Source organism: Sphingobium sp. V4, from assembly GCF_029590555.1.
Lineage (GTDB): Bacteria > Pseudomonadota > Alphaproteobacteria > Sphingomonadales > Sphingomonadaceae > Sphingobium.
Map to the genome: position 1 here is coordinate 2,209,849 of NZ_CP081001.1, position 25,398 is coordinate 2,235,246.

General features: G+C 66.3%; 26 protein-coding genes and 1 tRNA gene. 16 read left to right on the forward strand and 11 right to left on the reverse strand.

The genetic code is table 11. The features are described from left to right. Positions 1–34 precede the first annotated feature (34 nt). Positions 35–1,195, reverse strand: coding sequence for a glycosyltransferase (locus K3M67_RS10985; RefSeq protein WP_285831485.1), 1,161 nt, complete (start codon positions 1,193–1,195; stop codon positions 35–37). A gap of 120 nt (positions 1,196–1,315) precedes the next feature. Continuing rightward, positions 1,316–1,756: a hypothetical protein gene (locus tag K3M67_RS10990; protein WP_066857646.1), complete on the reverse strand. Its 441-nt coding sequence runs from the start codon at positions 1,754–1,756 to the stop codon at positions 1,316–1,318. 100 nt (positions 1,757–1,856) lie between these two features. Between K3M67_RS10990 and K3M67_RS10995 the strand changes: the two genes are divergently transcribed. The 7 genes from K3M67_RS10995 (at position 1,857) to phoB (ending at position 9,165) form a co-directional block, all read left to right on the forward strand. Then, positions 1,857–3,143: an ATP-binding protein gene (locus K3M67_RS10995; protein WP_285831486.1), complete on the forward strand. Its 1,287-nt coding sequence runs from the start codon at positions 1,857–1,859 to the stop codon at positions 3,141–3,143. Positions 3,144–3,234: 91 nt separating this feature from the next. Beyond that, a complete protein-coding gene (locus K3M67_RS11000; protein WP_502958903.1) occupies positions 3,235–4,299 on the forward strand; it encodes a substrate-binding domain-containing protein in 1,065 nt (354 codons plus the stop codon). Positions 4,300–4,306: 7 nt separating this feature from the next. Continuing rightward, positions 4,307–5,701 carry a phosphate ABC transporter permease subunit PstC gene (gene pstC, locus K3M67_RS11005; RefSeq protein WP_066857643.1) on the forward strand — a complete coding sequence of 465 codons (1,395 nt, stop codon included), beginning with the start codon at positions 4,307–4,309 and terminating at the stop codon, positions 5,699–5,701. Further along, the gene (gene pstA, locus K3M67_RS11010; protein ID WP_066857640.1) at positions 5,701–6,945 is read left to right on the forward strand and encodes a phosphate ABC transporter permease PstA; all 1,245 of its coding nucleotides are present in this window, start codon (positions 5,701–5,703) and stop codon (positions 6,943–6,945) included. Before pstC ends, pstA begins: the two co-directional genes overlap by 1 nt. Positions 6,946–6,953: 8 nt before the next feature. Then, the gene (gene pstB / locus K3M67_RS11015) at positions 6,954–7,742 is read left to right on the forward strand and encodes a phosphate ABC transporter ATP-binding protein PstB (RefSeq protein ID WP_066857638.1); all 789 of its coding nucleotides are present in this window, start codon (positions 6,954–6,956) and stop codon (positions 7,740–7,742) included. Between the two features lie 22 nt (positions 7,743–7,764). Then, complete coding sequence (phoU, locus tag K3M67_RS11020) at positions 7,765–8,460, forward strand: phosphate signaling complex protein PhoU (RefSeq protein ID WP_066857636.1); 696 nt, start codon at positions 7,765–7,767, stop codon at positions 8,458–8,460. A 3-nt stretch (positions 8,461–8,463) separates the two neighbouring features. Then, positions 8,464–9,165, forward strand: a complete 702-nt coding sequence (phoB, locus tag K3M67_RS11025) for a phosphate regulon transcriptional regulator PhoB (protein ID WP_066857633.1) — start codon at positions 8,464–8,466, stop codon at positions 9,163–9,165. A 439-nt stretch (positions 9,166–9,604) separates the two neighbouring features. Here the strand turns inward: phoB and K3M67_RS11030 are convergent, their stop codons facing one another. From K3M67_RS11030 to recR, 5 genes are all read right to left on the reverse strand, one after another. After that, positions 9,605–10,357 (reverse strand): hypothetical protein, encoded by a 753-nt coding sequence (locus K3M67_RS11030; RefSeq protein ID WP_285831488.1) that lies wholly within the window; start codon positions 10,355–10,357, stop codon positions 9,605–9,607. 174 nt (positions 10,358–10,531) lie between these two features. Beyond that, positions 10,532–10,834 carry a hypothetical protein gene (locus K3M67_RS11035; RefSeq protein WP_066858021.1) on the reverse strand — a complete coding sequence of 101 codons (303 nt, stop codon included), beginning with the start codon at positions 10,832–10,834 and terminating at the stop codon, positions 10,532–10,534. A 272-nt stretch (positions 10,835–11,106) separates the two neighbouring features. Then, positions 11,107–11,637 carry a peptide deformylase gene (gene def / locus K3M67_RS11040; protein ID WP_066857627.1) on the reverse strand — a complete coding sequence of 177 codons (531 nt, stop codon included), beginning with the start codon at positions 11,635–11,637 and terminating at the stop codon, positions 11,107–11,109. A gap of 54 nt (positions 11,638–11,691) precedes the next feature. Then, complete coding sequence (locus tag K3M67_RS11045; RefSeq protein WP_285831489.1) at positions 11,692–12,093, reverse strand: VOC family protein; 402 nt, start codon at positions 12,091–12,093, stop codon at positions 11,692–11,694. An 83-nt stretch (positions 12,094–12,176) separates the two neighbouring features. Beyond that, positions 12,177–12,773, reverse strand: coding sequence for a recombination mediator RecR (recR, locus tag K3M67_RS11050; protein ID WP_066857621.1), 597 nt, complete (start codon positions 12,771–12,773; stop codon positions 12,177–12,179). A gap of 53 nt (positions 12,774–12,826) precedes the next feature. On the opposite strand from recR, the gene fmt reads away from it, so the two are divergent. Further along, positions 12,827–13,735, forward strand: a complete 909-nt coding sequence (gene fmt / locus K3M67_RS11055) for a methionyl-tRNA formyltransferase (RefSeq protein WP_066857618.1) — start codon at positions 12,827–12,829, stop codon at positions 13,733–13,735. 4 nt (positions 13,736–13,739) lie between these two features. Continuing rightward, positions 13,740–14,495, forward strand: a complete 756-nt coding sequence (gene truA, locus K3M67_RS11060) for a tRNA pseudouridine(38-40) synthase TruA (protein WP_285831490.1) — start codon at positions 13,740–13,742, stop codon at positions 14,493–14,495. Between the two features lie 31 nt (positions 14,496–14,526). Here truA and K3M67_RS11065 read toward each other — a convergent pair whose 3' ends face one another. Continuing rightward, positions 14,527–15,246: a queuosine precursor transporter gene (locus tag K3M67_RS11065; RefSeq protein WP_285831491.1), complete on the reverse strand. Its 720-nt coding sequence runs from the start codon at positions 15,244–15,246 to the stop codon at positions 14,527–14,529. A gap of 84 nt (positions 15,247–15,330) precedes the next feature. Here K3M67_RS11065 and K3M67_RS11070 point away from each other — a divergent pair. The 3 genes from K3M67_RS11070 to K3M67_RS11080 all read left to right on the forward strand — a co-directional run bounded on the left by K3M67_RS11070 (position 15,331) and on the right by K3M67_RS11080 (position 17,177). After that, positions 15,331–15,407, forward strand: a tRNA-Arg gene (locus K3M67_RS11070). A gap of 464 nt (positions 15,408–15,871) precedes the next feature. Beyond that, positions 15,872–16,546, forward strand: a complete 675-nt coding sequence (locus K3M67_RS11075; protein WP_285831492.1) for a glutathione S-transferase family protein — start codon at positions 15,872–15,874, stop codon at positions 16,544–16,546. Positions 16,547–16,550: 4 nt separating this feature from the next. Then, a complete protein-coding gene (locus tag K3M67_RS11080) occupies positions 16,551–17,177 on the forward strand; it encodes a hypothetical protein (protein ID WP_285831493.1) in 627 nt (208 codons plus the stop codon). Positions 17,178–17,255: 78 nt separating this feature from the next. Here the strand turns inward: K3M67_RS11080 and ndk are convergent, their stop codons facing one another. From ndk to K3M67_RS11095, 3 genes are all read right to left on the reverse strand, one after another. Continuing rightward, positions 17,256–17,678: a nucleoside-diphosphate kinase gene (ndk, locus tag K3M67_RS11085; protein WP_066857605.1), complete on the reverse strand. Its 423-nt coding sequence runs from the start codon at positions 17,676–17,678 to the stop codon at positions 17,256–17,258. Positions 17,679–17,760: 82 nt separating this feature from the next. Beyond that, positions 17,761–18,198, reverse strand: a complete 438-nt coding sequence (locus tag K3M67_RS11090) for a DNA polymerase III subunit chi (RefSeq protein WP_285831494.1) — start codon at positions 18,196–18,198, stop codon at positions 17,761–17,763. Beyond that, a complete protein-coding gene (locus K3M67_RS11095) occupies positions 18,198–19,643 on the reverse strand; it encodes a leucyl aminopeptidase (protein ID WP_066857599.1) in 1,446 nt (481 codons plus the stop codon). The genes K3M67_RS11090 and K3M67_RS11095 overlap by 1 nt, the downstream gene beginning before the upstream one ends. A 163-nt stretch (positions 19,644–19,806) precedes the next feature. Here K3M67_RS11095 and K3M67_RS11100 point away from each other — a divergent pair, with 163 nt between their 5' ends. The 4 genes from K3M67_RS11100 (at position 19,807) to rsmA (ending at position 25,397) form a co-directional block, all read left to right on the forward strand. Beyond that, a complete protein-coding gene (locus K3M67_RS11100) occupies positions 19,807–22,092 on the forward strand; it encodes an LPS-assembly protein LptD (RefSeq protein WP_502958878.1) in 2,286 nt (761 codons plus the stop codon). 87 nt (positions 22,093–22,179) lie between these two features. Then, positions 22,180–23,565: a peptidylprolyl isomerase gene (locus tag K3M67_RS11105; protein WP_066857593.1), complete on the forward strand. Its 1,386-nt coding sequence runs from the start codon at positions 22,180–22,182 to the stop codon at positions 23,563–23,565. After that, positions 23,543–24,565 (forward strand): 4-hydroxythreonine-4-phosphate dehydrogenase PdxA, encoded by a 1,023-nt coding sequence (gene pdxA / locus K3M67_RS11110; protein ID WP_066857590.1) that lies wholly within the window; start codon positions 23,543–23,545, stop codon positions 24,563–24,565. The genes K3M67_RS11105 and pdxA overlap by 23 nt, the downstream gene beginning before the upstream one ends. Further along, positions 24,558–25,397, forward strand: coding sequence for a 16S rRNA (adenine(1518)-N(6)/adenine(1519)-N(6))-dimethyltransferase RsmA (rsmA, locus tag K3M67_RS11115; RefSeq protein ID WP_285831496.1), 840 nt, complete (start codon positions 24,558–24,560; stop codon positions 25,395–25,397). The genes pdxA and rsmA overlap by 8 nt, the downstream gene beginning before the upstream one ends. Position 25,398: the final 1 nt, after the last annotated feature.

Genomic DNA, 25,398 nt, shown 5'->3' on the forward strand with positions numbered 1-25,398 from the left:
CCTAGCGCGGGAGAGTAGCCAAGTGCCTAACGTATCAGGGAAAGGCAGGCGATGGGATCGGTTGGCGTTCCGGCTGGCGCGCGATGGAGGCGAAGGCGCGGAGATAGGCGTCGAGTGCGGGCGCCAGACCATGGGCGCGCACCGCGCAGGACAATTGCGCGGGGGCGGCCGGCCGGGCCAGCGCCCGTTCGATGGCGCGGGCGAAGGCGGCGGCATCGCCGACCGGCACGGGAGGATGCTGGCCTGCCGCCGCCAACAGAGATCGGATATTGGGGGTGCTGTCGGTGGCGACGACTCCCGCGCCGCAGGCCATCGCCTCGATCAAGGTGGCGCACAGCCCCTCCCAGCGCGACGGCTGGAGGAGCAGGTCCGCCTCCCCCATCAGTGCGGCGATCCGATCGGGATCGCCGACATAGCCCAGGAAATCGATCCGGTCGGCAATGCCGAGATCGCGCGCCTGCCGCTCCAGCGCCGCCCGCAGCGGCCCGCGCCCCGCGATCGCCAGCCGCCAGTCGAGATGGGGCAGCCGCGCCAGGGCGGCGAGCGCCGTCGCCTGGTCCTTCTGCGGCGCGAGGCGGCCGACCATCAGCAGGCGGAAGGGCTGGTGCGGTTCGCGCGGCAGGCGCCGGTCGCGCGCCCGCTCCATCGCCGGCGTCACCGTCGGGCGCGGCAGCAGGCGCACGTCCCCGCTGTCCGTCAGCAGCGCACGGTCATGTTCGCCCATTACGATCGTCAGCGCCGACAGGCGGGTGATCGCCCGGAAGCGCCGGACCCGCGCCCAGGCGCCGAGCGCGGGCTGGGCCGGGCGGACGATCGGGTTGGAAATGCGCGCCACCGATCGGGTTGCCGTGCCGAGGCAGGCCAGCGCCGCCAGCATGTTGCTCTGGTTGCCCGCCGAATAGAGAATGTCGGGCCGGTGGCGGCGGACCATCGCGTGCAGCGCCGGGAACTGACCGATCATCGCGAGCCGACGCGTTCCGCGCGGCGCCGGCACGCGCCGGACGACCAGACCCGGATCGATCAGGTGCGCGTTCAGGCCATCCGTGCGCGTCATCCAGAGCTCGACCGCGACGCCGCGGGCGAGCAGATGGTTGGCGAGCAGGATGGCCACGCGATCCAGCCCGCCGTCGCCCGGTTGATAGAGATAGACCGCAACGGAAAGTGCGGGCGCCGATGGCGCGAGAGAAGGATGCATGTGCCGCGTCTGCCGTTGAACCGAACCGTTGCAGGTTCGACGGTGTCAACGCTCCCAAGCCGTACCGGTTCTGGTCGTTGCGCTGGCGAGCGGGCGCTGTCGTCGCGGAAAAAGGTCGGATCAGCGCGGCATTTGCAGGGAGGCGTAGCAGGTGAAGCCGCTCGTCCCCTGTTGCAGGCGGCGAATATAGTTGAGATAGGCCTGGTTCTGGTCGTAGCTGGTGCCAGGCAGCGGGCGACCGCGCAGCGCCTGTTTCACCTGTTCGCCGGTGAAGCTGCGCCCGGTGCCGGGAAAGGCGCCCGGCGTGCCGGCGGGCACGACCTGACCATTGGGGGCGATATAATTGCCCGCCCGGCCACCGTCGGGCACGGGGATGGTGCAGTTGAGCACCGAGGCGGCGGTGTTGGCGAGCGCAGGACGGATCGACACGATCGCGGAAGCCGCGACCGCGCCGCCCATCAGCAACTGGCGGCGCGAGGCAAGCGCCCCGTCGGCCGGATTTTCCGGCGCCGGCGCGGCCTGCGGCAGAATGCCGTCCTGATCGGGCGTCGTTTCGCTCATCTGATCCTGTTTCGCATCCCGCGCTTGCCAAAGCGTAAAGATTGCACGCTATTGCGGCGAGACATTGCAGCAAATGCGCGACAAATCCAGTGCGGTAACCATGAATCGACTCAGTATTTCCCAAATCACCGCTTCGCTCGCGATGCTGATGCTGGGCACCGGCGGCGCCTTGATGCTGGGCGCGCACCCGATCAGCATCGCCCTGCCGGTGCTGGCGGGTGTCATTGTGCTGATTATCACATCGGGAGATGCCGGCCTGCGCCCGGCGGCGCCCAGTGTGGTGCCGGACCAGCCCGACCTGATCGCCCATCCCGACTTCGCCAGCCTGCTGGAGGGTATTTCCGATCCGCTGATGCTGGTGGAAAAGGGGCGGATCGTGCGCGCCAATCGCGCGGCGCAACGCCTGCTGGGCGCGCATATCGAGGGCGAGGACGCCCGCATCGCCATCCGCCATCCCGCCGCCGCCGAACGGCTGGCGAGCCTGGCGCCGCTGGCCGAACCGATCATGATCGAGCTGGTCGGCTTGGGCACGCGCGACCAGCGCTGGCAGATGCGGGTGGCGCCGGTGGGCGCGGTCGCGGACATGCGCCGCCTGGTCCATCTCGTCGACCATAGCGGCACCCATGCGGCCGAGCGGATGCGCGTCGATTTCGTCGCCAATGCCAGCCATGAACTGCGCACGCCGCTGGCGGGCATATTGGGCTTCATCGAGACATTGGCCGACCCGGAACTGGGCAAGGATGTCGAGACGCGCAAGCGTTTCCTCCAGATCATGGACCGGGAGGCGCGCCGGATGCAGCGGCTGATCGACGACCTCATTTCGCTCAGCCGGATCGAATCGGAGAAATATCGCCTGCCCGACGCGCGGGTGGACCTGTCCGAACTGGCCGCCGAAGTGGTCAGCGTGTTCCGCTCCAGCCATGGCGAGCGGGGCCGCGAGGTGGAAATGGAGATCGCGCCGCATGTCCCTGTCGTGCAGGGCGACCGGGCGCAGCTGTCGCAGCTGCTCCACAATCTGATCGGCAATTCGGTCAAATATGGCCGCCCCGGCACGCCGATCCGGGTGATGCTGAACGAAGGGCCGAGCGGCATGGCGCGGCTGGTGGTCGCCGACGAGGGCGAAGGCATCGGTCCCGACCATCTGCCGCGCCTGACCGAGCGCTTCTACCGCGTCGATTCGGGACGCAGCCGGGCGATGGGCGGCACGGGCCTGGGCCTGGCCATCGTCAAGCATATCGTGGAGCGGCATCGCGGCCGCTTCGACATAGCCAGCACCCTGGGCAAGGGCACGACCATCACCGTGCTGCTGCCCCCGCCGGTCGAGGAAAGCCAAGGCAAGATCGACGAAAAAAAGCGCCCATCGGCGCTTTCCGACACGGTGTCATGAAAATGAAACCTGACTGTCACAAAGGCGCGATGGTCCGCGACTAGGGCGCTTCCTCAAGGGGGGCGGCGACATGCGACTCGCGGCCTTGATGATGGAGGTTTCCGTGACGAAGTTCGCCCTGCTCGCTGCTACGACCGCGAGCATTTTCAGCCTTGCCGCCTGCGGCGACCAGACCGGCGGCGCCGGCGCCACCCGCGACCAGATCCGCGCGGTCGGCTCCTCCACCGTCTATCCCTTCGCTACGGCAGTCGCCGAACTGTTCGTGCAGGGCAATGCCGGCATGAAGTCGCCGATCATCGAATCGACCGGCACCGGCGGCGGCATGAAGCTGTTCTGCGCGGGCGTGGGCGCCCAGCATCCCGACATCGCCGACGCATCGCGCCGGATGAAGAAGGCCGAATTCGAACAGTGCCAGGCCAATGGCGTCAAGGACATCGTCGAGATCCAGATCGGCGTCGACGGCCTTGCCTTCGCAGAAGCCAAGAACGGCCCCGGCCTGAAGCTGACCCCCAAGATCGTCTATGAGGCACTGGCCGCCAATCCCTATGGCAAGGGTCCGAACAAGGCGCAGACCTGGAAGGATGTCGACCCCAGCCTGCCGGCCATCGCCATCTCCGTATTCGGCCCGCCTTCCACCAGCGGCACCCGCGACTCGCTCGCCGAACTGATCCTGGAAAAGGGCTGCCAGAGCGACGAAGCGATGAAGGCGCTCAAGGAAAAGAATGAGGACGAGTATAAAGCGACCTGCACCCGCGTCCGCGAGGACGGCAAATATGTCGATTCGGGCGAGAACGACAATCTGATCGTGCAGAAGCTGGGCGCGAACCCCAATGCGGTCGGCGTATTCGGATACAGCTTCCTGGAGGAAAACAAGGATTCGCTGAAGGACGTGCCGGTCAACGGCGTCGAGGCGACCTATGAAACCGTGTCGACCGGCCAGTATCCGGGCGCCCGTCCGCTCTACATCTATGTGAAGAAGGCGCACATGACGGCCATCCCCGGCCTCCAGGGCTTCCTCAACAGCTTTGCCGCCAACTGGAACCCCGGCGGCGCGCTGACCAAGCGCGGCATGGTCGCGGCGCCGGAAGATGTGCGCAAGAAGAGCGCCGAAACCGTCAAGTCGCTGACTGTCCTCGACGGTTCGCAGCTGAAGTAAGGGCGACATGACCGGACCTGCAATCCTGCTGCTCCTGGCGGGCCTGGGCGCGATCGCCTGGGTCAGCGCCCGCGCCCGCGCGCTGCGGTTACAGACCGCCGCGCGCGCCACCGGGCGGCGCGACGCCGTGCATAGCCTGCCGGGCTATCATGGCTGGTATGTCGCGCTGTGGACGCTGCTGCCCGCCGGCATCTTCCTGGCCGTATGGGCCAATGTGTCGCCGGGACTGGTGACCCAGGCCGTGCTGGCCGACCCGGCGGCGCAGAGCCTGCCCCTCGACGCCTTCTCCCGCTCCGCCATCCTGGGCGAGGCGCGAGCGATCGCGACGGGGATGCAGGCCGGCGCCTTCAACCCGGCGTCGCAGGCGCTGGTCGAACCCTATCGCGCGGCGACCAGCAGCTATGGCGTCGGCGGCGCGGTGCTGGCGCTGATCCTGGCCTTTGCCGGGGGCGCCTATGCCTTCACCCGCGTCCGTCCCGACTTCCGGGCGCGCACGCGGGTCGAGCGACTGGTGATGGCGCTGCTGCTGCTCGCGTCGCTGCTGGCAATCGTCACCACGCTGGGCATCGTCGCCTCGCTGCTGTGGGAAAGTTTCCGCTTCTTCTCGATGGTGAACCCGCTCGACTTCCTCTTCGGCCTGAAATGGAGCCCGCAGTCGGCCGCCATGGGCTATGGCAATGAGGATGCGTTCGGCGCCGTGCCGCTCTTTTGGGGCACGATCTTCATCGGCGCGATCATCGCGATGATCGTGGCCATCCCGCTGGGCCTGATGAGCGCGGTCTATCTGACGCAATATGCCAGCCCCACCGTGCGCCAGTGGATGAAGCCGATCCTGGAGGTGCTGGCCGGCGTACCCACCGTCGTCTACGGCTATTTCGCCGCGCTGACCGTGGCCCCCGCGCTCCGCGACCTTGCCGTCTCGGTCGGCATCCATGGGGCCAGTTCCGAAAGCGCGCTGGCCGCTGGTCTGGTGATGGGCGTGATGATCATTCCCTTCGTTTCCTCCATGGCCGACGACAGCATCGCCGCCGTGCCGCAGTCGATGCGCGACGGCAGCCTGGCGATGGGCGCAACCACCAGCGAGACGATCACCCGCGTCCTCATCCCCGCCGCTCTCCCCGGCGTGGTGGGCGGCGTGCTGCTGGCCGTCAGCCGCGCCATCGGCGAGACGATGATCGTGGTGATGGCCGCGGGCCTGGCCGCCAACATGACGCTCAACCCCTTCGCAAGCGTGACTACGGTGACGACCCAGATCGTCCAGCTGCTGACCGGCGACCAGGAATTCGACAGCGCCAAGACGCTGGCGGCCTTCGCGCTGGGGCTGGTGCTGTTCATCGTGACGCTGCTGCTCAACATCGTGGCCCTGCGGGTCGTGAAGAAATATCGCGAGGCTTACGACTGATGACGGCCGAACGTCTCCCCACCGACTGGAAGTCGGACGTGATGCGCCGGCGGATCGCGCGGCGCTATGCCGCCGAGCGCCGCTTCCGCCTGCTGGGCCTGGGCGCGGTGGCGCTCAGCGCCGCCTTCCTCGCCTTCCTGCTCTTCACCATGATGGGCAATGGCCTGCGCGGCTTCACCCGGACCGAGATCGCGCTCACGGTCGATTTCCCGGCCTCCCCGCTGCTGCTCGATCCCGCCGCCATCACCGACGAGGCGCTCAACCAGGCCAACCTGCCGATGGTGACGGGCGAAGTCGCGAAAAAGGCGCTGGGCGCCGACGCCGACGCATGGCTGTCGCCCACCGCCTGGATCAGCATCCGCGACGCAATCAAGGCCGATCCGAAAATTCTCGGCCGCACCGAAACGATCAGCGTCCCCGCCTCGACCGCGGTCGACCTGGCCGCCAAGAGCGATGGTTCGCCCGAGGCGGAAGCAGCGGTCGAGCGGCTGAACAAGGCGGGCGTCCTGTCGACCGGCTTCAACTGGAGCTTCCTGTCGGCGAGCGACGGCACCGATCCGACGCAGGTCGGCATCTGGGGCGCGTTCAAGGGGTCGCTGCTGACGATGCTCGTCACCCTGGTGCTGAGCTTCCCCATCGGCGTCGCGACCGCCCTCTATCTGGAGGAATATGCGCCCAAGGCCTGGTGGACCGACATCATCGAGGTGTCGATCAACAACCTCGCCGCCGTGCCCTCGATCATCTTCGGCCTGCTTGGCCTGTCGATCTTCCTCAATTTCCTGCATCTGCCGCGTTCGGCCGCGCTGGTAGGGGGCATGACGCTGGCGCTGATGACCATGCCCGTCATCGTCATCGCCGGGCGCAACGCGATCAAGTCCGTGCCGCCCAGCATCCGCGACGCGGCGCTCGGCATCGGCGCAAGCCCGGTGCAGGTGGTGTTCCAGCATGTGCTACCGCTCGCCCTGCCCGGCATCCTGACCGGCACGATCATCGGCATGGCGCGCGCGCTGGGCGAAACGGCGCCGCTGCTGATGATCGGGATGCGCGCCTTCATCGCCACGCCGCCGGGCGGGATCACCGATCCGGCCACGGTGCTGCCGGTGCAGATCTTCCTCTGGTCGGACGAAGTCTCCAAGGGCTTCGTCGAAAAGACCTCGGCGGCGATCATCGTGCTGCTCGCCTTCCTGCTCGCGATGAACGGCCTCGCCATCTACCTGCGCAACAAGTTTGAAAAACGGTGGTAAAGACCCCCATGACAGAAGAACAGCAAAGCCTGGCCATCGCCAACCCGAAGATGACCGCGCGCGACATCAAGGTCTTTTACGGCCCCAAGCAGGCGATCAAGGGCGTGTCGATCGATGTTGGCATGGACCATGTCACCGCCTTCATCGGCCCGTCGGGCTGCGGCAAGTCGACCTTCCTGCGGACGCTGAACCGCATGAACGACACCGTCGCATCGGCGCGTGTCGAAGGCACGATCACGCTGGACGGCGAGGATATCTACGCTCCGTCGATGGACGTGGTGCAGTTGCGCGCGCGGGTGGGCATGGTGTTCCAGAAACCCAACCCCTTCCCCAAGTCGATCTACGAGAATATCGCCTATGGGCCGCGCATCCACGGCCTGGCCGCGGGCAAGGCGGACATGGACGTGATCGTCGAAAAGTCGCTGCGTCGCGCGGGCCTGTGGGAGGAAGTGAAGGACCGGCTGCACGACAGCGGCACCGCCCTGTCGGGTGGCCAGCAGCAGCGGCTGTGTATCGGCCGCGCCATCGCGGTCGAACCGGAAGTCATCCTGATGGACGAACCCTGCTCGGCGCTCGACCCGATCGCGACGGCGAAGATCGAAGAGCTGATCCACGAGCTGCGCGGCCGCTACGCGATCGTCATCGTGACGCACAACATGCAACAGGCCGCGCGCGTGTCGCAACGGACCGCCTTCTTCCACCTGGGCGAACTGGTCGAATATGGCGTGACATCCGACATCTTCACCAATCCGCGCCAGGAGCGGACCAAGGATTACATCACCGGCCGCTACGGCTGATCCGGCGCGAGAGAGACGAGACATGGCAGAACATACGATCAAGGCGTTCGATCAGGAAATGGACAAGCTGCGCGGCCTGATCGCCGAAATGGGCGGTCGCGCGGAGGCGGCGATCGAGAATGCGATGCTGGCGCTGCAACGCCAGGACAAGGTGCTGGCGGCCGACGTCGTTGCCGCAGACAAGCGCATCGATGCGATCGAAGCGGAGGTCGAAAAGCTGGCTATCGAAATCATCGCGCTCCGCGCGCCGATGGCCAACGACCTGCGGGACGTGATCGCCGCGCTCAAGATCGTGAGCGTGGTCGAGCGGATCGGCGATTATGCCAAGAATATCGCCAAGCGCGTGCCGCTGATCGCGACCAACACCCGCACGCTGGAGCCGATCTCGCTGCTGCCGTCCATGGGCCAGGTCGCTGGCGAGATGGTGCATGACGCGCTCAACGCCTTCGCCGCGCGCGACGCCGATCTGGCGCTGGCGGTGGTCGAGCGCGACACGGTGGTCGACGATTTCTACAACAGCATGTTCCGCACGCTCGTCACCTTCATGGTCGAAAATCCCAAGACGATCAGCGAATGTGCCCATCTGCTGTTCATCGCCAAGAATATCGAGCGGATCGGCGACCATGCGACCAATGTCGCGGAAATGGTCTATTATGCCGCGACCGGCCAGACCCTGCCCGAGCGCGAGCGCGGCGCCGACATTCAGCCGGAGGATTGATCCATGGCGCGAGCAAAAATGCTGCTGGTCGAGGATGACGCGGCGCTCGCCGAACTGCTCATCTGGCATTTCAAGCGCGAGGATTTCGACGTCGCCCACACGGTCGACGGCGAGGAGGCGCTGCTGATGGCGCAGGAAAACACGCCGGACATCGTGCTGCTCGACTGGATGGTCGAAAGCCTGTCCGGGATCGAAGTGTGCCGCCGCCTGCGCCGCATGAACGGCACCGCCAATATCCCGATCATCATGCTCACCGCGCGCGGCGAAGAAGAGGATCGGGTGCGTGGCCTCGAAACCGGCGCCGACGATTATGTGACCAAGCCCTTCAGCCCCCGCGAACTGGTGGCGCGCGTCGGCGCGGTGCTGCGCCGCGTGCGGCCGGCACTGGCCGGCGAGACGCTGACCTTCGCCGATGTCGAGATGGACACGGTGGGCCACAAGGTGCGCCGGGGCGGCCAGGTGATCCCGCTCGGCCCCACCGAATTCCGCCTGCTCAAGCATTTTCTGGAGCATCCCGGCTGGGTCTTCTCGCGCGAGCGGCTGCTCGACAGCGTGTGGGGCCAGGACAGCGACATCGAGCTGCGCACCGTGGACGTCCATATCCGGCGCCTGCGCAAGGCGATCAACGGCGACGGGCAGTTCCAGGACATCATCCGCACCGTCCGGTCGGCGGGCTATGCGCTGGATACCGAGGGGATGAACTGAGGCGGCGGCGCTAAACGCCTCTTAAGCTTCATGGAAGACATCGGAGCCTTGACCATCGGGCCAATGCCGTCCCATCTTTTCCAGTATCTGCCAACGCTGGCGTTGATCGCGATGATAGGTTTGCCGGCGACGCCCGATAACTGCGGGTCGGCAGATTCGCCATGATCTTCGTCAATTGGGCGATTCCCTGGCTGACCTTCCCGACGTGGCAGGAAAACCGCCAGCGCCAAGGTCTGCCAATTCCCACCCTTGGCAGACCTTGGCGCTGGCGCTTCTGAAGGGCGAATATCCGCTGTTCTGGTCGTGGAAGACAGGTCAACCCGCTCCGGTCCGCTGGGCTTTGCGGGCGACCGAAGTCATCGCGCTTCATCCAATCCTGTTTTGCTGTTCGTGTCGCTGATGTTCGGCGCGGGGATGCGGGGTTGAATCAGAAGCAGCTTCAACCGACCGCCGCGACCGTCATGGGATAGGCGTGGAGCTGCGGGAACACATCCTCCATCGGCTTCGCGTCGGGCAGGATGTAGACATAGCCGCCCTTCCTGCGAAAGAGCGGTCCGACCTGCGCGTAGAAGCGTTTGGGCACGTTGATGCAGCCGAAGGTGATGCGGTTGTCGGCGATGTCGGGGGAGAGCATCCGGTTGACGCGCTTTTCCTTGGGGTTGCCGGGCGGGATGGTGTGGAGCGCGACCGAGGTCGTATAGTCGACCCAGAGCACGCGCGTCTTGCCCGCTGCGACGCCAAAACGGGCGAGGAATCGGCCGGCAGGAGTGGTCTTTTCCGCTGGACCGATTTCCGCCAGCGACTTGGCGCCGACGCCGGGCGTGGCGTCGTCGCCGGCCATGATCCCGATCAGGACGGGCGCGTCGGCGATGCGGCTGCCCTTGGCATCGAACAACCAGATGCGCGCGGCCTGCTTGTCGATGATGACATAGGGCAGCTTGCCATTGTCATGCGCCGAACCGACCCAGCCCAGTACGCGCTGCGCGGCGGGTGTCGGATCAAACGTAATTTCGGTGGCATCGGGCTGCCTTTCCGGTTCGGCGGCCGGGGCACTCCCGGTCGCGTCCGCTGGCGCCGTCGCGACCTGATCCGGCGCCTTGCGTGGCTTCTTCGCTGCGAGCGCAGGCGGAGCGACGACAAGAGCGACAGCCGAGAGCATGGTTGCGATCGGCGCCCGCGATAGTCTGATCATCTTGGGAAAATACTCGCGTTAAAGGACCGGAGCGGGACCTGCAGGCTCCGGCCCTTCTGTCTGTCGTGCCTTCAGAGCGCGCTGCGTTAAATCGGACGCAGGACGCGCGCTCTAGTTGTCTGTGGTCGCATCGTTTCTTGTGCAAAACCGGTGCCCACTTTTGCGCACGATGCTTTAGTTGCGCGGGCGCTTGCGCTGCGCTTCGACCATGCGCTGCTCGACACTGTCGACGCGCGCACCCAGTTGGTCGATACGCTGGCCGTTCTGCTGCGCCAGTCCCGAAGCCGAGCGCGCTTCGCCCAGCGCCTGCTGCGCCGTGCCATCAGTCTGTTGCAGCTTCGCGTCCAGCGCATCGACGCGCTGATTCACGACGGCGACCTGTTCACGCACGAAACCCTTGGTGGCGCAGCCACTCAAGGCGACAGAACCGATCAAAATCAATGCCATCGGGGCAATTTTCGTCAAGGACGGCGACATCTTATTCTCCTGTAGGTCAAAATGACCGCCCATTGCCAAGCCGAGCGCGGTCGAAGCGACAACGCGATTTTGTCGGATTGTGCATCCCTTCGGGTGAATGGAGGGGCAGATTTCCGCCGATTTTTCGCAGTTGAACGGCCGGTTAACCAAGTAGGCAAGGCCAGTCCATTGGACGCCGCCTGCACTCGCCCCGCCGCAGAGGTTCCGAAATGCAAAACGCCCCGGCCGAAGGGGCCGAGGCGTGTTTTCGCTTCGATCGCGAGCCGTTTGCGTCAGGCGGCGCGACGCGCCTTGTTCAGCTTCTTGAGCAGCATGTCGCGCTTCAGGCGCGAGAGATGATCGATGAACAATATGCCTTCCAGATGATCCATTTCATGCTGGAGGCAGGTCGCGAGCAGACCGTCGAGCTGTTCCTCATGAATGCGCCCTTCCCGGTCCATCCAGCTGGCGCGGATCGTCGCGGGGCGCTCCACCTCCGCATACTGGTCGGGGACCGACAGGCAGCCCTCATTATAGACCGACAGTTCGTCGGACCCCTTGAGGATTTCCGGATTGATGAACACCATCGGCTTGCGGACCGGCGGCGCGCCCTCCTCGTCCGATTCGGGTTCCTGCAGGTCCATGACCAGCACCCTCTTGGGCACGCCGACCTGAATTGCGGCGAGGCCGATACCGGGCGCGTCGTACATGGTTTCGAACATGTCGTCGATCAGCCGCTGGAGATCGTCGTCGATCGCCTCGACCGGGGTCGAAATGGTGCGCAGGCGCGGATCGGGCGCCTCAAGGATCGGAAGGATTGCCATTGTCCGAACATAGATGGAACAGGGCGAAATATCAAGCGAGCGACCGCGCGACGACTACTCCCCCAGCCATGCGTCGATGGCGGGCTTGAGCGCGGTGGAGCTGAGTTCCACCAACAAAGCGCCGTCCGGCGAGCCGCAATAGGCGATCATGCCATAGCCCGCTTCGGGCCGCATATTGGCTGCGCGCAGGGCCCCGCCCAGGCCCGAGAGGCGCGCTGGCCGGCCTGGCGGGATCATAGAAATGGCTATCGCCCTGCACCCGTTCGAGATGGATCGGCCCACCCAGCGAGTAGGTCGCGCGCACCCGAAACCCGCGCGCGCCGTCCAGAAGGGCAAGGCATCGAAATCGCGCACCGGCGCGAAGGCCAGGCCCAGCGCCGCGCCATAGTCCGCCACCGCCCGTTCGATGTCGGCGACGGCGATGCCCTTGCGGTGCGTGCGGCTGAGGTCGATCATCGGGCTGTCCTTTCCGGCCGGTTGCCAGGCCCGGTGTAGCCGAGCGCGGCGGCGTGGAAAGCTGGCAGCTTTGGCAGGTCGTCCTATCCCACCGGCCGCCGCGCGCGCAGCGCCTGCGCCAGCGTGCCTTCATCCAGATAGTCGAGTTCGCCGCCGACCGGCACGCCATGGGCGAGCTGGGTCAGGCGGATGGGGAAGCGCTCCAGCCGCTCGGCGAGATAATGGGCGGTGGTCTGCCCCTCCAGCGTGGCGTTCATCGCCAGCACCACTTCGTCGATGCCGCCCTGCTCCAGCCGGGCGACCAGCGCGTCGATGGTCAAATCCTCCGGCCGCACCCCTTCCAGCGCGGACAGCCGCCCGCCCAGCACATGGAAACGGCCGGGAAAGAGGCGCGACTTGTCGAGCGCCCAGAGGTCGGGCACATCCTCCACGACGCAGAGCGCGCGCGCGTCGCGGCGCGGATCGGCGCAGATGCCGCAAGGGTCCACCGTGTCGACATTGCCGCAGACATGGCAGGTGACGAGCCGGTCGTTCACCGCCTCCAGCGCGCGCAGCAGCGGCTCCATCGCGCCCTCGCGCTTCTTGAGCAGGTGCAGCACCGCGCGCCGCGCCGAGCGGGGGCCAAGGCCGGGCAAGCGGGACAGCGCTTGCGTGAGCGCCTCGATTTCAGGTGAAGCCATATCGTGAGATAAGGGGTTGCAACTGGGAGAGACAAGGGGTTTGAGCATCCATCATGCGTATCATCTACATGGGCACCCCCGATTTCGCCGTTCCCGCGCTCGACGCGCTGGTGCAGGCGGGTCATGACGTCGTCGCGGTCTACAGCCAGCCCCCCCGCCCGGCCGGCCGCGGCAAGGGACTGCGCCCCTCCCCGGTCCAGACACGGGCCGAGCAACTGGGGATCGCGGTGCACACGCCGGTGTCGCTCAAGGAGGCGGCGGTGCAGGGCGCCTTCGCTGCGCTCGACGCCGATGTCGCGGTGGTCGCCGCCTATGGCCTGATCCTGCCGCGCGCGGTTCTGGATGCGCCACGCCATGGCTGCATGAACATCCACGCCTCGCTGCTGCCGCGCTGGCGCGGAGCGGCGCCGATCCAGCGGGCGATCCTGTCGGGCGACAATGTCACCGGCGTCACCATCATGGACATGGAGGCAGGGCTGGACACAGGACCGATGCGGGCCAAGCATGTCACCCCGATCGAGGACAAGACTGCGGGCACCCTGACCGCCGAACTGGCTCTTGCCGGGGCGGAACTGATGGTCGAGGTGCTCGACGACATCGCGCTCCACCCGCCGATGGCCCAGCCGGAGGAGGGCGTCACCTATGCCTCCAAGATCGACAAGGCGGAATCGCGGATCGACTTCGCGCGCGGCGCGCATCAGGTCGAACGACAGGTCCGGGCCTTCAACCCCTTCCCCGGCGCCTTCTTCGAATATCGTGGCGAGCGCTTCCGCATCCTTGCGGCCCATGTCGAGCATCATGCCGGGACGCCGGGCGAGATGCTGGACGACAGCCTGCTGATCGGTTGCGGCCATGACGCGATCCGCCCGACCCTGATCCAGCGCGCGGGCAAGGGCGCGATGACGCCGGGCGAATTGCTGCGCGGATATGAGATGCCGGCGGGCAGCCGGATCGACGCCTGAAACCATGACCCGCTTCGCCTTCACCGTCGAGTTTGACGGCCGCCCCTTCATGGGCTGGCAACGCCAGGCCCATGGGCCCAGCGTGCAGCAGGCCATCGAAGATGCGATCCTCGCCGTCACCGGCGAGCGCGCGGTGATCCATGCCGCCGGGCGGACCGATGCGGGCGTCCATGGCCTGGCGATGCGCGCCCATGCGGAGATCGCGAAGGAGATCGCCCCCTTCCGCATCATGGAGGCGATCAATGCGCGGCTGCGGCCGGCCCCGGTGGCGATCCTGGCGTGCGACGCCGTGCCCGACGACTGGCACGCCCGTTTTTCCTGCATCGGCCGGTCCTATGTCTATCGCATCGCCAACCGGCGGGCGCCGCTGACCTTCGAGCAGGGGCTGGCGTGGCGGGTGATCCAGCCGCTCGATGCGGATGCAATGCACGAGGCCGCGCAGATATTGGTCGGGCGGCATGACTTCACCACCTTCCGGTCGGCCCATTGCCAGGCGGAAAGCCCGGTCAAGTCGCTCGACCGGCTGGACGTGGCGCGCGACGGCGACCGCATCGCCATCCATGCGGCGGCCCGATCCTTCCTTCACCATCAGGTGCGGTCGATGGTCGGGTGCCTGACGATGGTCGGGATGAGGCGGTGGAGCGCGGACGACCTGCGCGCGGCGCTGGAGGCGAAGGATCGCGCGGCGCTGGGCCTGAACGCGCCGCCCGATGGCCTCTATTTCGTCCGCGCCGCCTATCCGGGCGAGGCGGTCCTATGAAGGCGCGCGTTGGCGCGCGCATCGACATTTTTCACAGGCTGGCCCTGAAGGGCGTGAAATTGGTGCCGGCATCGTAGACGTCCAGCCCTTCGCGCCGCTTGACGAAGCCCACCACGGCGTAGGTGACGGGGGTCAGGATCGCTTCCCAGCCGACCTTCATCGCCCAGTTGGTGACCATCACCGTCAACACCTGCGCGTCGCTCCAGTCGCCATAGAAGGCCAGCGGGTAGAAGATCAGGCTGTCCACCCCTTGCCCCACCACCGTCGATCCGATCGTGCGCGTCCACAGATGCCGCCCCTGGGTCAGCAGCTTCATCTTGGCGAGGACGAAGCTGTTGGCGAACTCGCCCGCCCAGAAGGCGCAGAGCGAGGCGAAGACGATGCGCCAGGTGCTGCCGAACACCGCTTCATAGGCCTTCTGGTCGGGCCAGCCCTCGGCAGGCGGCAGGGCGACCACCACCCAGCTCATCAGCGCCATGAACAGCATCGCGGCGAAACCCGCCCAGACGCAGCGGCGCGCGCGAGCATAGCCATAGACTTCGGTCAGCACGTCACCCAGCACATAGCCGAGCGGGAAGAAGAGGATGCCAGCGCCGAAGGTGAAGCCGCCCAGCGTCGATAGCTTGGCCGCGCCGATCAGGTTCGACAGCAGCAATATGGCGACGAATGCCGCCATGAAGAAATCGAAATAGCGCAGCGGGCGCGTACCCAACGCCCCGGCATCGACCTTGTGAACAGCCCCCTCGTTCATGCGGACATGCTTATCGCCTGGTCGGATGATTGCAAGCCGTGCTGTTGCAAGCCGTTCCCTCGCCCGCTATCGCGGCAGGCGCACGGCCCCGTAGCTCAGTTGGATAGAGCATTCGCCTTCTAAGCGAATGGTCGCAGGTTCGAATCCTGCCGGGGTCGCCAATAGAGAATGCGGCAATCGGACCAGTCGCACCGCCTTCGAATGGCTCACCATCTTGACCCGATGGACAGGGGTCCAGGCGGTCCTCTGGTTGAACGGTCATCATCCGTAAGATGCGTTCGGCCACGGCCGTGACCGGCTTATGATTACCGATATGAAGTGAGTCGTCCCTGCCGAACCGAACGGGAGCGGCCTTGGGCGAGGAACAGATGGGATTGAGGTATGTCTTGACGGCAATTGCCCCCGCATTGCCGCCAGCGTCCTGCGCCCGCGTTTCCCGCGCCTCGGCTATCGACCGGAATGACCTTGCTTCCGTGCCCTGAAGCCACCCCCTTTCGGGCCGAAGGGAGGGTCAGGCGCGAGCCTGGCCCTTTCCTTTTGTGGCGTTCATGCCGCGTCGGAGATTATCCCGGTCCCCATTATCGTCGCTCGACACCGGCTTCCCTGGCCGTCTAAGAAGACGGACATGATGAAGCTGTTCATTGGCAACAAGGCCTATTCGAGCTGGTCGCTGCGCGGCTGGCTGGCGTGCAAGCTGTCCGGCCTGCCCTTCGAGGAGGTGGTCGTCCCCCTCTATGACGAAGCCTGGGAAAAGAGGCGCGAGGGCGACGAGTTCGCGCCGTCGTCGGGCAAGGTGCCGATCCTGTGGGACGGCGACGACATCGTCGTTTGGGACAGCCTGGCGATCGTCGAATATCTGAACGAGAAGACCGGCGGCGACAAATTCTGGCCCGCCGATCCCGCCGCGCGCGCCATGGCCCGGTCCATGGCAGCGGAAATGCACAGCAGCTTCGCCGCGCTGCGCCGCGAGCACAGCATGAATATCCGCCAGATCTATCCCGCCGTTCCGCCGTCGGAAGCCGTGGCACAGGATATCGCCCGGATCATGCAGCTCTGGGCTGAGGCCCGCGCCCGCCATGGCGGCGACGGCGAATATCTGTTCGGGGCGTTCGGCGCCGCCGACCTGATGTTCGCGCCGGTCGTGACCCGCTTCATCACCTATCAGCTGCCGGTCGCCCGCTTCGCCGAAGCCTATATGCGCGCGGTCATCGCCCATCCGTGGATGCAGGAATGGATCGGCGGCGCGCAGGCGGAGGAATGGGTGATCGACAAGTTCGAAGTCCCGCCCCAGACGGCCTGAGCCGATGAGCGACAGCCCGGAGACTCGCAAGGAGGAAGCCGCCAGAATCCGCCGGCGCTGGATCACGCTGGGCGAATTGCTGGCGGTGGCCGCGGTACTCATCTCCGCCCTCACCCTTTATCTCAACTGGGCGGACAAGAAGGACGAGCGCGCCGACAAAGCGGCGCAGAGCCTCCGGGATTCCGCCCGTGCCGCCCGACTGGTACTGAATGGGCAGGCCGATGGCGACAGCCGGCTGACGCTCAAGCCGACCGATCCCGGTCAACTGGTGCAGAGCCAGACGATCCATTTCCCCACGGCGCTGGGCATCGCGCCGGTCGATACCACCGGCGAACCGCGGATCGAGGCCCGCTGGTTCGAGGACGCGCTGAAAAAAGCGCGCAATGCGGCCAAGCTGCCCGATGACAGCATCGGCGACGAGACATTGCCGGTGACAATCGTCACCCAGTTCGTCGTCAATGGCGACACGCGCAGCGACTCCGCCATCTATGCCATCGGCTATGGCATTGCCGGGAAATGGCTGTCGGGCCATCGGCTGACGCTGCGTGGCCTGTCGCTCGTCGGCCCCGCGCAAGGAGCAGGCGCCCAGGCCCAGATCGACGCCCGCTGGGCGCGCCAGACGAAGCGCTGAGCCAAGCCAGCCAACAAAAACCCGGCAGCCCCTGTGGGAGCGCCGGGCCTTCTTGCTCGTCCGGAGACGATATCGGTTTTAGCCGACGATTTCTTCGGGCTTGAAGAAATAGGCGATCTCGATCGCGGCATTTTCTTCACTGTCAGACCCGTGGACCGAATTGGCTTCGATCGATTCGGCCAGCTCCTTGCGGATCGTGCCTGCGTCGGCATTGGCCGGGTTGGTTGCGCCCATGATGTCGCGGTTGCGCTGCACGGCATTCTCGCCTTCCAGCACCTGCACGACCACCGGGCCGGAGATCATGAAGGCGACCAGATCGGCGAAGAAGGGGCGTTCCTTGTGAACGGCATAGAAGCCTTCGGCCTGTTCGCGGCTCATGCGGATGCGCTTGGAGGCGACGACGCGCAGGCCAGCTTCCTCCAGCATCTTGGTGACCGCGCCGGTCAGGTTGCGACGGGTCGCATCGGGCTTGATGATCGAAAAGGTGCGCGTGACGGCCATGGCCCTCGGTACTCCAATGGTGGGGGAATAAAGTTGCGCGCCCTTTAGACGCGCCGGTCCCGCGCCGCAAGAGGCTTCACCGCTACGGGCCTTGCACCCATTTGCGGCCTTCCTGCCGCCAGAAACGCGGTTCGACGCCGTCGGCCCTGCTCAGCGCGCGCCAACTCGCGCGCGCGCTCTCGATCGTGTCGGCGTCGAAAAAATAGAAGGCGCGCTCGAACCCAAGCACTTCCTCGCGCCAGATGCCGTCCGCCAGAGCGACATGCGCCGCGCCGTTCAGCGGGTTGCAGTCCCCGCTCAGCAGGATCGGCTGGTGCGCCTCGCCCCCATCGCCCGCCCGGCCATGCGCCAGGAAAGTTTCGGGCGGGCCGGCCCACAGACCCGCCGAAATCCGCTCCAGCCGGTCCGGCTCCTGCGCGACCACCAGCAGCCGCGCGCCCAGGCCAAGGATACGCGCCGCGATGGCGGGCATCACCTGGTCCACGGGATCGCGGCCGAGCTGGTAGAAATCGACCTGCATCAGGCTTCGAACTTGTCCGCCACCAGCCGGTCGATCAGGCGCACGCCATAGCCGGTCGCTCCCTTGTCCCAGGTGCCTCCGGGCTTGTCGGCCCAGACCATCCCGGCAATGTCGAGATGCGCCCATTTGACGCCATCCTCGATGAAGCGCTTGAGGAACTGCGCCGCGGTGATCGACCCGGCATAGCGCGGGCCGATATTCTTCATGTCGGCGATCGGGCTGTCGATCAGCTTGTCATAGGCAGCAGACAGCGGAAAGCGCCACAGCGGGTCGCCCACCGCCTGTCCCGCCGCGATCAGATCGTTGGCCAGGCCATCGTCGTTGGAAAAAATGCCCGCATATTCGCTGCCCAGCGACACGATCATCGCGCCGGTCAGGGTGGCCAGGTCCACGATCACGTCCGGCTTGTAGGTGCGCTGCGCCCAGGTCAGCGCGTCGCACAGAACCAGCCGCCCTTCGGCGTCGGTGTTCAATACCTCGATCGTCTGGCCCGACATGGATGTGACGATGTCGCCCGGACGCTGGGCATTGCCGTCAGGCATGTTTTCGACCAGCCCGCAGATGCCCACGACATGCGCCTTGGCCTTGCGCCCGGCCAGCGCCTTCATCGCGCCCGCGACCGCGCCCGCGCCGCCCATGTCCCACTTCATGTCCTCCATGCCCGCCGCCGGCTTGATCGAGATGCCGCCAGTGTCGAAGGTCACGCCCTTGCCGACGAACACCACCGGCTTTTCGACCGCGCCGTTGGTGCCGTCCCATTCCATCGCCAGCAACCGCGCCTCGCGCACCGAACCCTGCGCCACGCCCAGCAGCGATCCCATGCCCAGGCCTTCCATCGCCGCCTTGTCGAGAACGGTAATCTTCACGCCCAGCTCTTCCAGATGCCGGCAGCGTTCGACGAAGCTTTCGGGGTAGAGAATGTTCGCCGGCTCCGACACCAATTCGCGGGTGAAGGCGACCCCCGCCGCCACCGCCGACAGTTGCTCCCACGCGGCGTCCGCGCCGGCCGCGACCAGGGTCAGCGTCTTCAGCGTCGGCTTCGCCTTTTCCGGCTGACGCGTGCGATAAGTGTCGATGCGCCATCCGCGCAGCAGCGCGCCGAAGGCCAACTGCGCCGCCAGTTCGCCACTGGCGCCGCCGAAGAATTCGACCGCGGCATGGATTGCGCCGCTTGTCGCCAGCTTGCCCGTCAGCGCCGCGCCGGCCTTCTCGACATCCTGCGCACTGCCGGCGCCGATCCCCAGCAACAGCACGCGCAGCGTCTTGCCGCCTTCGGCGACAAAGCTTTCGAAGACCGACGCGGTTTCCCCGGTGAAGCGCGAAGACGCCGCGCCAGCCGCCAGCGTCGGCGCGGCGGCCAGTGGCAATGTGTCGAAGCCACCCTTGGGCACGGCAAAGACCAGGGTGTCCGCATCGGGACGGGTCGGGCTGAAGTGGATATCCATCTGGGCTCTTTTCCTCTTTTGTCGGCGGGCGGCGGGAACCGCGCTCTTGTCTGCCAGATAGTGCGCTTTCCCCGTCTGGCAAAGCGCTTCGACCGATTTTGCGGCCCGTCATGGATCGCGGGCGATTGCGGACAGCCAATCAGTGCGATAGGCGGGACGCCAGATGCGCCCGTCGATAAGGCCCCCCTGCTTGCAAAACGCCCTGTTCCCCATTTCCTTCCGCGCCGCATTGCTGGGCGGTGTCGCGTTCGCCGCCGGCCCGCAGGCGCTGGCGCAACAGCTCAACGAACCGCAGACGCCGATCAGCGCGCCTGACGCGCCGGTGCCGGACAGCGAGAACCAGCTCGGCTTTGCGGCCGACACGCTGCAATATGACAGCGACAGCGACGTGGTGACCGCAAGCGGCAATGTGCAGCTGCTGCGCGACGGCAACCGCCTGCGCGCCGACAAGGTCGTATGGGACCGCAACTCGGGCAAGGTGGAGGCGCAGGGCAATGTCTCCGTCACCGACCCCGAAGGCAATATCGCCTATGGCGACCGCTTCGACGTGACCGACACGCTCAAGGACGGCGCGGTCGACAATATGCTTCTGGTGCTCCAGTCCGGCGGCCGCCTGGCGGCAGTCAAGGGCGAGCGCGTCAACGGCGTCTACACGCTCCACCGCGCCGCCTATACCGGCTGCGCGGTGGAGGACAGCGATGGCTGCCCCAAGGAGCCGACCTGGCAGATCAATGCCGTCCGCGTGATCTACGATCCCACGCGCGAACGCGTGACGTACAAGAACGCCAATATCGAGCTGTTCGGCCTGCCGCTCATCCCCCTGCCCGGCCTGTCCCATCCGGTCGGCGACAATGGCGGCAGCGGCCTGCTGATGCCCAACCTGCGCTACGACCGCACCAACGGCTTCGAAATCGCGCTGCCCTATTATTACAAGCTGGCGCCCAATCGCGACCTGACCATCACGCCGCACGTCTACACCGACACGCTGCCGATGCTGGAGACGAACTTCCGCCACCTGACCGATCGCGGCGCCTACCAGATCACCGGCTACATCACCCATGGCAGCCGCGTCGCGACCAGCGACAGCGCTGCGGGCACCACACCGGCAGATTCGGAAAGGGATATTCGCGGCTATCTCGATGCCAGCGGCGCGATGCAGCTCAGCCCGGAATGGAGTGTCGACGGGTCGATCCGCGTGGCCACCGACCGCACCTTCCTGCGCCGTTACGACATCAGCCGCGACGACCGACTGCGATCGACCATCGGCGCGCAGCGCATTGGCGAGGACAGCTATTTCTCGATTCGCGGCTGGGCGGTGCAGACGCTGCGCCAAGGCGATTCGCAGGGACAGACCCCGATCGCGCTGCCGGTGATCGACTATCGGCTGCGGATGAAGGATCCGTGGCTGGGCGGCGTGCTGCAATTGCAGGCGAACACGCTGGCGATCACCCGGACCAGCGGCCAGGACACGCAACGCGCCTTCGCAGCCGCAGAATGGAATTTGCGCACGCTGACCGGGCTTGGCCAGGAAGTGACGTTCACCGGTTATCTGCGCGGCGACGTCTATCACAGCAGCGACAATCTGCTGACCTCGGTCGCCAGCTACGCCGGCGATCCGGGCTGGCAGGCGCGCGGCATCGCTGCGGCCGCCGTCGACATGCGCTGGCCCTTCGTCGGCGAGGCATTTGGCGGTGTCCAGCGAATCGCGCCGCGCGTGCAGATCGTGGCCGCCCCCCACCTTGCCAACCTGTCGCTGCCCAATGAAGATGCCCGCGCCGTCGACCTGGAGGACAGCAACCTCTTCGCGCTCAACCGCTTCGCCGGCTATGACCGGTTCGAGGACAGCTCGCGCGTCACCTATGGCCTGGAATATAGCCTGGAGCTGGCCAATTTCTCGCTCCAGAGCATCGTCGGGCAAAGCTATCGCCTCGACCGCCGCGAAAGCATCCTGCCCGACGGCACCGGCCTTTCCGACCGCACCTCCGACATCGTCGGGCGCACCACGCTCCGCTACAAGAATCTGGTGGCCTTCACCCACCGTTTCCGGTTGGACAAGGATAGTCTGTCGGTCCGCCGCAACGAGATCGACGCCACCGTGGGCAGCAAGAAGACCTATGCCATGGTCGGCTATCTGCGCCTCAACCGCAACGCCATTTCCGGGCTTGAGGACCTTCAGGATCGCGAGGAGCTGCGCCTGGGCGGTCGGGTGCAGTTCGCGCGCTTCTGGTCCGTCTTCGGATCGACCGTCGTCGACCTGACCGACGCGCAGGAAGATCCGGTCAGCGCCGCCGACGGATATGAACCCGTCCGCCATCGGCTGGGCTTCGCCTATGAGGATGATTGCCTGACGCTCGGCCTCACCTGGCGACGCGACTACCAGGCCAATGGCGACGCGCGAAAGGGCAATGGTTTCCAGCTACGGCTAGCTTTCCGCAATATTGGCATATAAGGATCACGCTTCCCGCGTCCCCGTCAGGGCTGGTTAAGGCGGATCGATACATCATGTATCGGACCGTATTGGAGATTATTGCCGACGATGCTGCCTGTCGTTTCCACGCCCAACCGCATGATCCGCGGCGTTCGTACCGGTTTGCGCGCCCTGCTGCTGTCGTCCGCGCTGATCGGCACCGGCATCCAGTCGGTCGCCGCCCAGACCGTCGATGATAGCGGCGATATCGCCGCGCAGCAGCTCAACCTGCCCAAGGACGTCACCGTCTTCGGCAAGAGCGATCCGAATGTCCGCAAGGCGACCGCGATCGTGAACGGCCGCATCATCACCGGCACCGACGTCGATCAGCGCCTCGCCCTCATCATCACCGCCAATGGCGGCAAGGTGGAGGCCGAAGAAAAGGAACGGCTGCGCGTGCAGGTTCTGCGCAACCTGATCGACGAGACGCTCCAGATCCAGGAAGCCGCCGCCAACGACATCAAGGTCGATCCGGCGGAGGTCAACCAGAGCTATGAGCGGGTTGCCGCCAATTTCCGCCAGTCGCCCACCCAGTTCGACGGCTATCTGCGCGAAAAGGGCAGCTCGTCCGCCAGCATCAAGCGGCAGATCGAGGGCGAACTCGCCTGGAGCCGCCTGCTCCGCCGCAATATCCAGCCCTTCGTCAACGTGTCGGAGGAAGAAGTGAAGTCGGTCATCGACCGCCTCAACGCCGCGAAGGGCAGCGACGAATATCGGATCGGCGAAATCTATCTTTCGGCGACGCCGGAAAATCGCGAGCAGATCGTCGCCAACGCCCGCAACATCATCCAGCAAATCCAGCAAGGCGGCAGCTTCCAGGCCTATGCCCGTCAGTTTTCCGAAGCGTCGACGGCCGCGGTCGGCGGCGACCTTGGCTGGATTCGCCCCGCGCAGCTCCCGGCCGAACTGGCGCAGGCCGCCGCGGAAATGCAGGTCGGCCAGATCGCCGGACCGATCGAGACGGTGGGTGGCGTGTCGCTCATCTACGTCATGGACAAGCGCAAGGTGCTGACCGCCGATCCCCGCGATTCGCTGCTCAGCCTGAAGCAGTTGTCGGTCCTCTTCCCGCAGGGCACGACCAAGGAACAGGCAAGCGCCAAGGCCGCGAGCTTCGCGGCCGCGATCAAGGAGATCAAGGGGTGCGGCCAGGCCAATGAGGTCGGCGCGAAGATCGGCGCCGACGTGGTCGACAATGACAATGTGAAGGTCCGCGACCTGCCGCCGCAGTTGCAGGACATATTGCTCAACCTGCAGGTGGGTGAATCGACACCGCCCTTCGGCTCGATCACTGACGGCGTGCGCGTCCTGGTGGTCTGCGGCCGGGATGATCCGGCCTCCGCGAACGCCCCCAATGCCGACCAGATCATGGCGCAGCTGGAGGAAGAACGGGTCAACAAGCGCGCGCGCATCTATTTGCGGGATCTTCGCCGCGATGCCGTCATCGAATATAACTGACGCGCCCCCCCTCGCTCCGTTCGCCGTTTCGCTCGGCGATCCGGCGGGGATCGGGCCGGAGATCGTCGCCAAGAGCTGGGTGATGCGGGAGGCGCGCGGCCTGCCGCCCTTCTTCGCGGTCGGCGACATCGCCTCGCTGCGCGCCGTGTGGCTCGGGCCGGTCGTCCAGATCGACAGTCCGGAGGAAGCCGCCGACGCCTTCGGATCGTCCCTTCCCTGCCTCCAGGTCGCGCAGGCGGGCGACATCGTTCCGGGCAGCCCCTGTGTCGATGGCGCCCGTACCGCTTTCCAGGCGCTGGAAGTCGCGGTCGGCCTGGCGCGATCGGGATCGGCAGGCGGCGTCGTCACGGCCCCGGTGGGGAAGGAACAGCTGTACGGGGTCGGCTTCACCCATCCCGGCCAGACCGAATTCATCGCGGAACGCTGCGGAGTTGCGCCGCACAATGCCGTCATGATGCTGGCCGGCCCGTCACTGAAAGTCGTGCCCATCACGATCCACATCCCGATCGCGGAAGTGCCCGCCGCCCTGACCATCGACCTGATCCGCAGCCGCGCGCTGACCACCGCCAAGGGATTGCAACGCAATTTCGGCATCGCCCGCCCGCGCCTCGCCGTCGCGGGGCTAAACCCCCATGCCGGCGAAAATGGCGCGCTGGGCCGCGAGGAAATCGACGTGATCCGTCCCGCCATCGACCTGCTGCGCGCGGATGGCCTCGACATTGTCGGGCCGCTGGCTGCCGATGGCATGTTCCATTCCCGCGCCCGCGAAACCTACGACGCGGCGCTGTGCATGTATCATGATCAGGCGCTGATCCCGATCAAGACGCTGAATTTCGACGAAGGCGTCAATATCACGCTGGGCCTGCCGATCGTCCGCACCTCGCCCGACCATGGCACCGCCTTCGGCATCGCCGGCACCGACAGCGCCAATCCCGGCGCGATGATGGCCGCGCTCCGGATGGCGGCCGAAGCCGCCCGCGCCCGCATCGCCCATGGCTGAGTCCCGTCCGGCGCTGCCGCCCTTGCGCGATGTCATCGCGCGCCATGGCCTCGCGGCCAGCAAGGCGCTGGGGCAAAATTTCCTGTTCGACGAACAATTGCTCGACCGCATCGCGGCCATCCCCGGCCCACTCAAGACGGCGCGCGCGTTCGAGGTCGGCCCCGGCCCCGGTGGCCTGACCCGCGCGATCCTGCGTGCAGGGGCGCAACTGGTCGCTGTCGAGCGCGACCAGCGCTGCCTGCCAGCCCTGGCCGAATTGCAGGAAGCCTTCCCCGACCAGCTGCGCGTCATTTCCGGCGACGCCATTCAGGTCGATGCCCAGAGCGAGGCCGGCGACGGCGCGCATGTGATCGCCAATCTGCCCTATAATGTCGGCACACCCCTGCTCGTCGGCTGGCTGTCGACCGACTGGTCGCCGCTACCCTGGTGGCAAAGCCTGACCCTGATGTTCCAGATGGAGGTCGCCGAGCGGATCGTGGCGAAACCCGGCACCGACCATTATGGCCGCCTCGCCGTGCTTTCACAGTGGCGCAGCGATGCGCGGATCGCGATGAAAGTGCATCGCAGCGCCTTTACGCCGCCGCCCAAGGTCATGTCGGCCGTGGTCCACCTGACCCCCAAGCCGGCGCCCGAGGATGTGCAGCTCAAATATCTGGAGCGGCTGACCGCTGCCGCCTTCGGCCAGCGACGCAAGATGCTGCGCCAGAGCCTGAAGGGACTGCCCGGCGCTCTGGCGGCGCTGGAGGCCGAAGGGATCGACCCGCAGCGCCGCGCGGAAACGGTGAGCGTCGAGGAATTTGTCGCCGTGGCCCGGCGTCTGGGCCAAGGCTGAC

Excerpts from the sequence above, each read along its gene's own strand:
- pstA (WP_066857640.1), top strand. The coding sequence starts at position 5,701 with ATGACGGCCGAACGTCTCCCCACCGACTGGAAGTCGGACGTGATGCGC.
- rsmA (WP_285831496.1), top strand. The coding sequence starts at position 24,558 with ATGGCTGAGTCCCGTCCGGCGCTGCCGCCCTTGCGCGATGTCATCGCG.
- K3M67_RS11105 (WP_066857593.1), top strand. The coding sequence starts at position 22,180 with ATGCTGCCTGTCGTTTCCACGCCCAACCGCATGATCCGCGGCGTTCGT.
- truA (WP_285831490.1), top strand. The coding sequence starts at position 13,740 with ATGACCCGCTTCGCCTTCACCGTCGAGTTTGACGGCCGCCCCTTCATG.
- pstC (WP_066857643.1), top strand. The coding sequence starts at position 4,307 with ATGACCGGACCTGCAATCCTGCTGCTCCTGGCGGGCCTGGGCGCGATC.
- K3M67_RS11030 (WP_285831488.1), bottom strand. The coding sequence starts at position 10,357 with ATGATCAGACTATCGCGGGCGCCGATCGCAACCATGCTCTCGGCTGTC.
- K3M67_RS11045 (WP_285831489.1), bottom strand. The coding sequence starts at position 12,093 with ATGATCGACCTCAGCCGCACGCACCGCAAGGGCATCGCCGTCGCCGAC.
- phoU (WP_066857636.1), top strand. The coding sequence starts at position 7,765 with ATGGCAGAACATACGATCAAGGCGTTCGATCAGGAAATGGACAAGCTG.
- ndk (WP_066857605.1), bottom strand. The coding sequence starts at position 17,678 with ATGGCCGTCACGCGCACCTTTTCGATCATCAAGCCCGATGCGACCCGT.
- K3M67_RS11095 (WP_066857599.1), bottom strand. The coding sequence starts at position 19,643 with ATGGATATCCACTTCAGCCCGACCCGTCCCGATGCGGACACCCTGGTC.
- K3M67_RS11000 (WP_502958903.1), top strand. The coding sequence starts at position 3,235 with ATGGAGGTTTCCGTGACGAAGTTCGCCCTGCTCGCTGCTACGACCGCG.
- K3M67_RS11100 (WP_502958878.1), top strand. The coding sequence starts at position 19,807 with ATGCGCCCGTCGATAAGGCCCCCCTGCTTGCAAAACGCCCTGTTCCCC.
- K3M67_RS10990 (WP_066857646.1), bottom strand. The coding sequence starts at position 1,756 with ATGAGCGAAACGACGCCCGATCAGGACGGCATTCTGCCGCAGGCCGCG.
- pstB (WP_066857638.1), top strand. The coding sequence starts at position 6,954 with ATGACAGAAGAACAGCAAAGCCTGGCCATCGCCAACCCGAAGATGACC.
- K3M67_RS11035 (WP_066858021.1), bottom strand. The coding sequence starts at position 10,834 with ATGTCGCCGTCCTTGACGAAAATTGCCCCGATGGCATTGATTTTGATC.
- K3M67_RS11080 (WP_285831493.1), top strand. The coding sequence starts at position 16,551 with ATGAGCGACAGCCCGGAGACTCGCAAGGAGGAAGCCGCCAGAATCCGC.
- recR (WP_066857621.1), bottom strand. The coding sequence starts at position 12,773 with ATGGCTTCACCTGAAATCGAGGCGCTCACGCAAGCGCTGTCCCGCTTG.
- K3M67_RS11065 (WP_285831491.1), bottom strand. The coding sequence starts at position 15,246 with ATGAACGAGGGGGCTGTTCACAAGGTCGATGCCGGGGCGTTGGGTACG.
- pdxA (WP_066857590.1), top strand. The coding sequence starts at position 23,543 with ATGCCGTCATCGAATATAACTGACGCGCCCCCCCTCGCTCCGTTCGCC.
- def (WP_066857627.1), bottom strand. The coding sequence starts at position 11,637 with ATGGCAATCCTTCCGATCCTTGAGGCGCCCGATCCGCGCCTGCGCACC.
- fmt (WP_066857618.1), top strand. The coding sequence starts at position 12,827 with ATGCGTATCATCTACATGGGCACCCCCGATTTCGCCGTTCCCGCGCTC.
- K3M67_RS10995 (WP_285831486.1), top strand. The coding sequence starts at position 1,857 with ATGAATCGACTCAGTATTTCCCAAATCACCGCTTCGCTCGCGATGCTG.
- K3M67_RS11090 (WP_285831494.1), bottom strand. The coding sequence starts at position 18,198 with ATGCAGGTCGATTTCTACCAGCTCGGCCGCGATCCCGTGGACCAGGTG.
- K3M67_RS11075 (WP_285831492.1), top strand. The coding sequence starts at position 15,872 with ATGATGAAGCTGTTCATTGGCAACAAGGCCTATTCGAGCTGGTCGCTG.
- phoB (WP_066857633.1), top strand. The coding sequence starts at position 8,464 with ATGGCGCGAGCAAAAATGCTGCTGGTCGAGGATGACGCGGCGCTCGCC.
- K3M67_RS10985 (WP_285831485.1), bottom strand. The coding sequence starts at position 1,195 with ATGCATCCTTCTCTCGCGCCATCGGCGCCCGCACTTTCCGTTGCGGTC.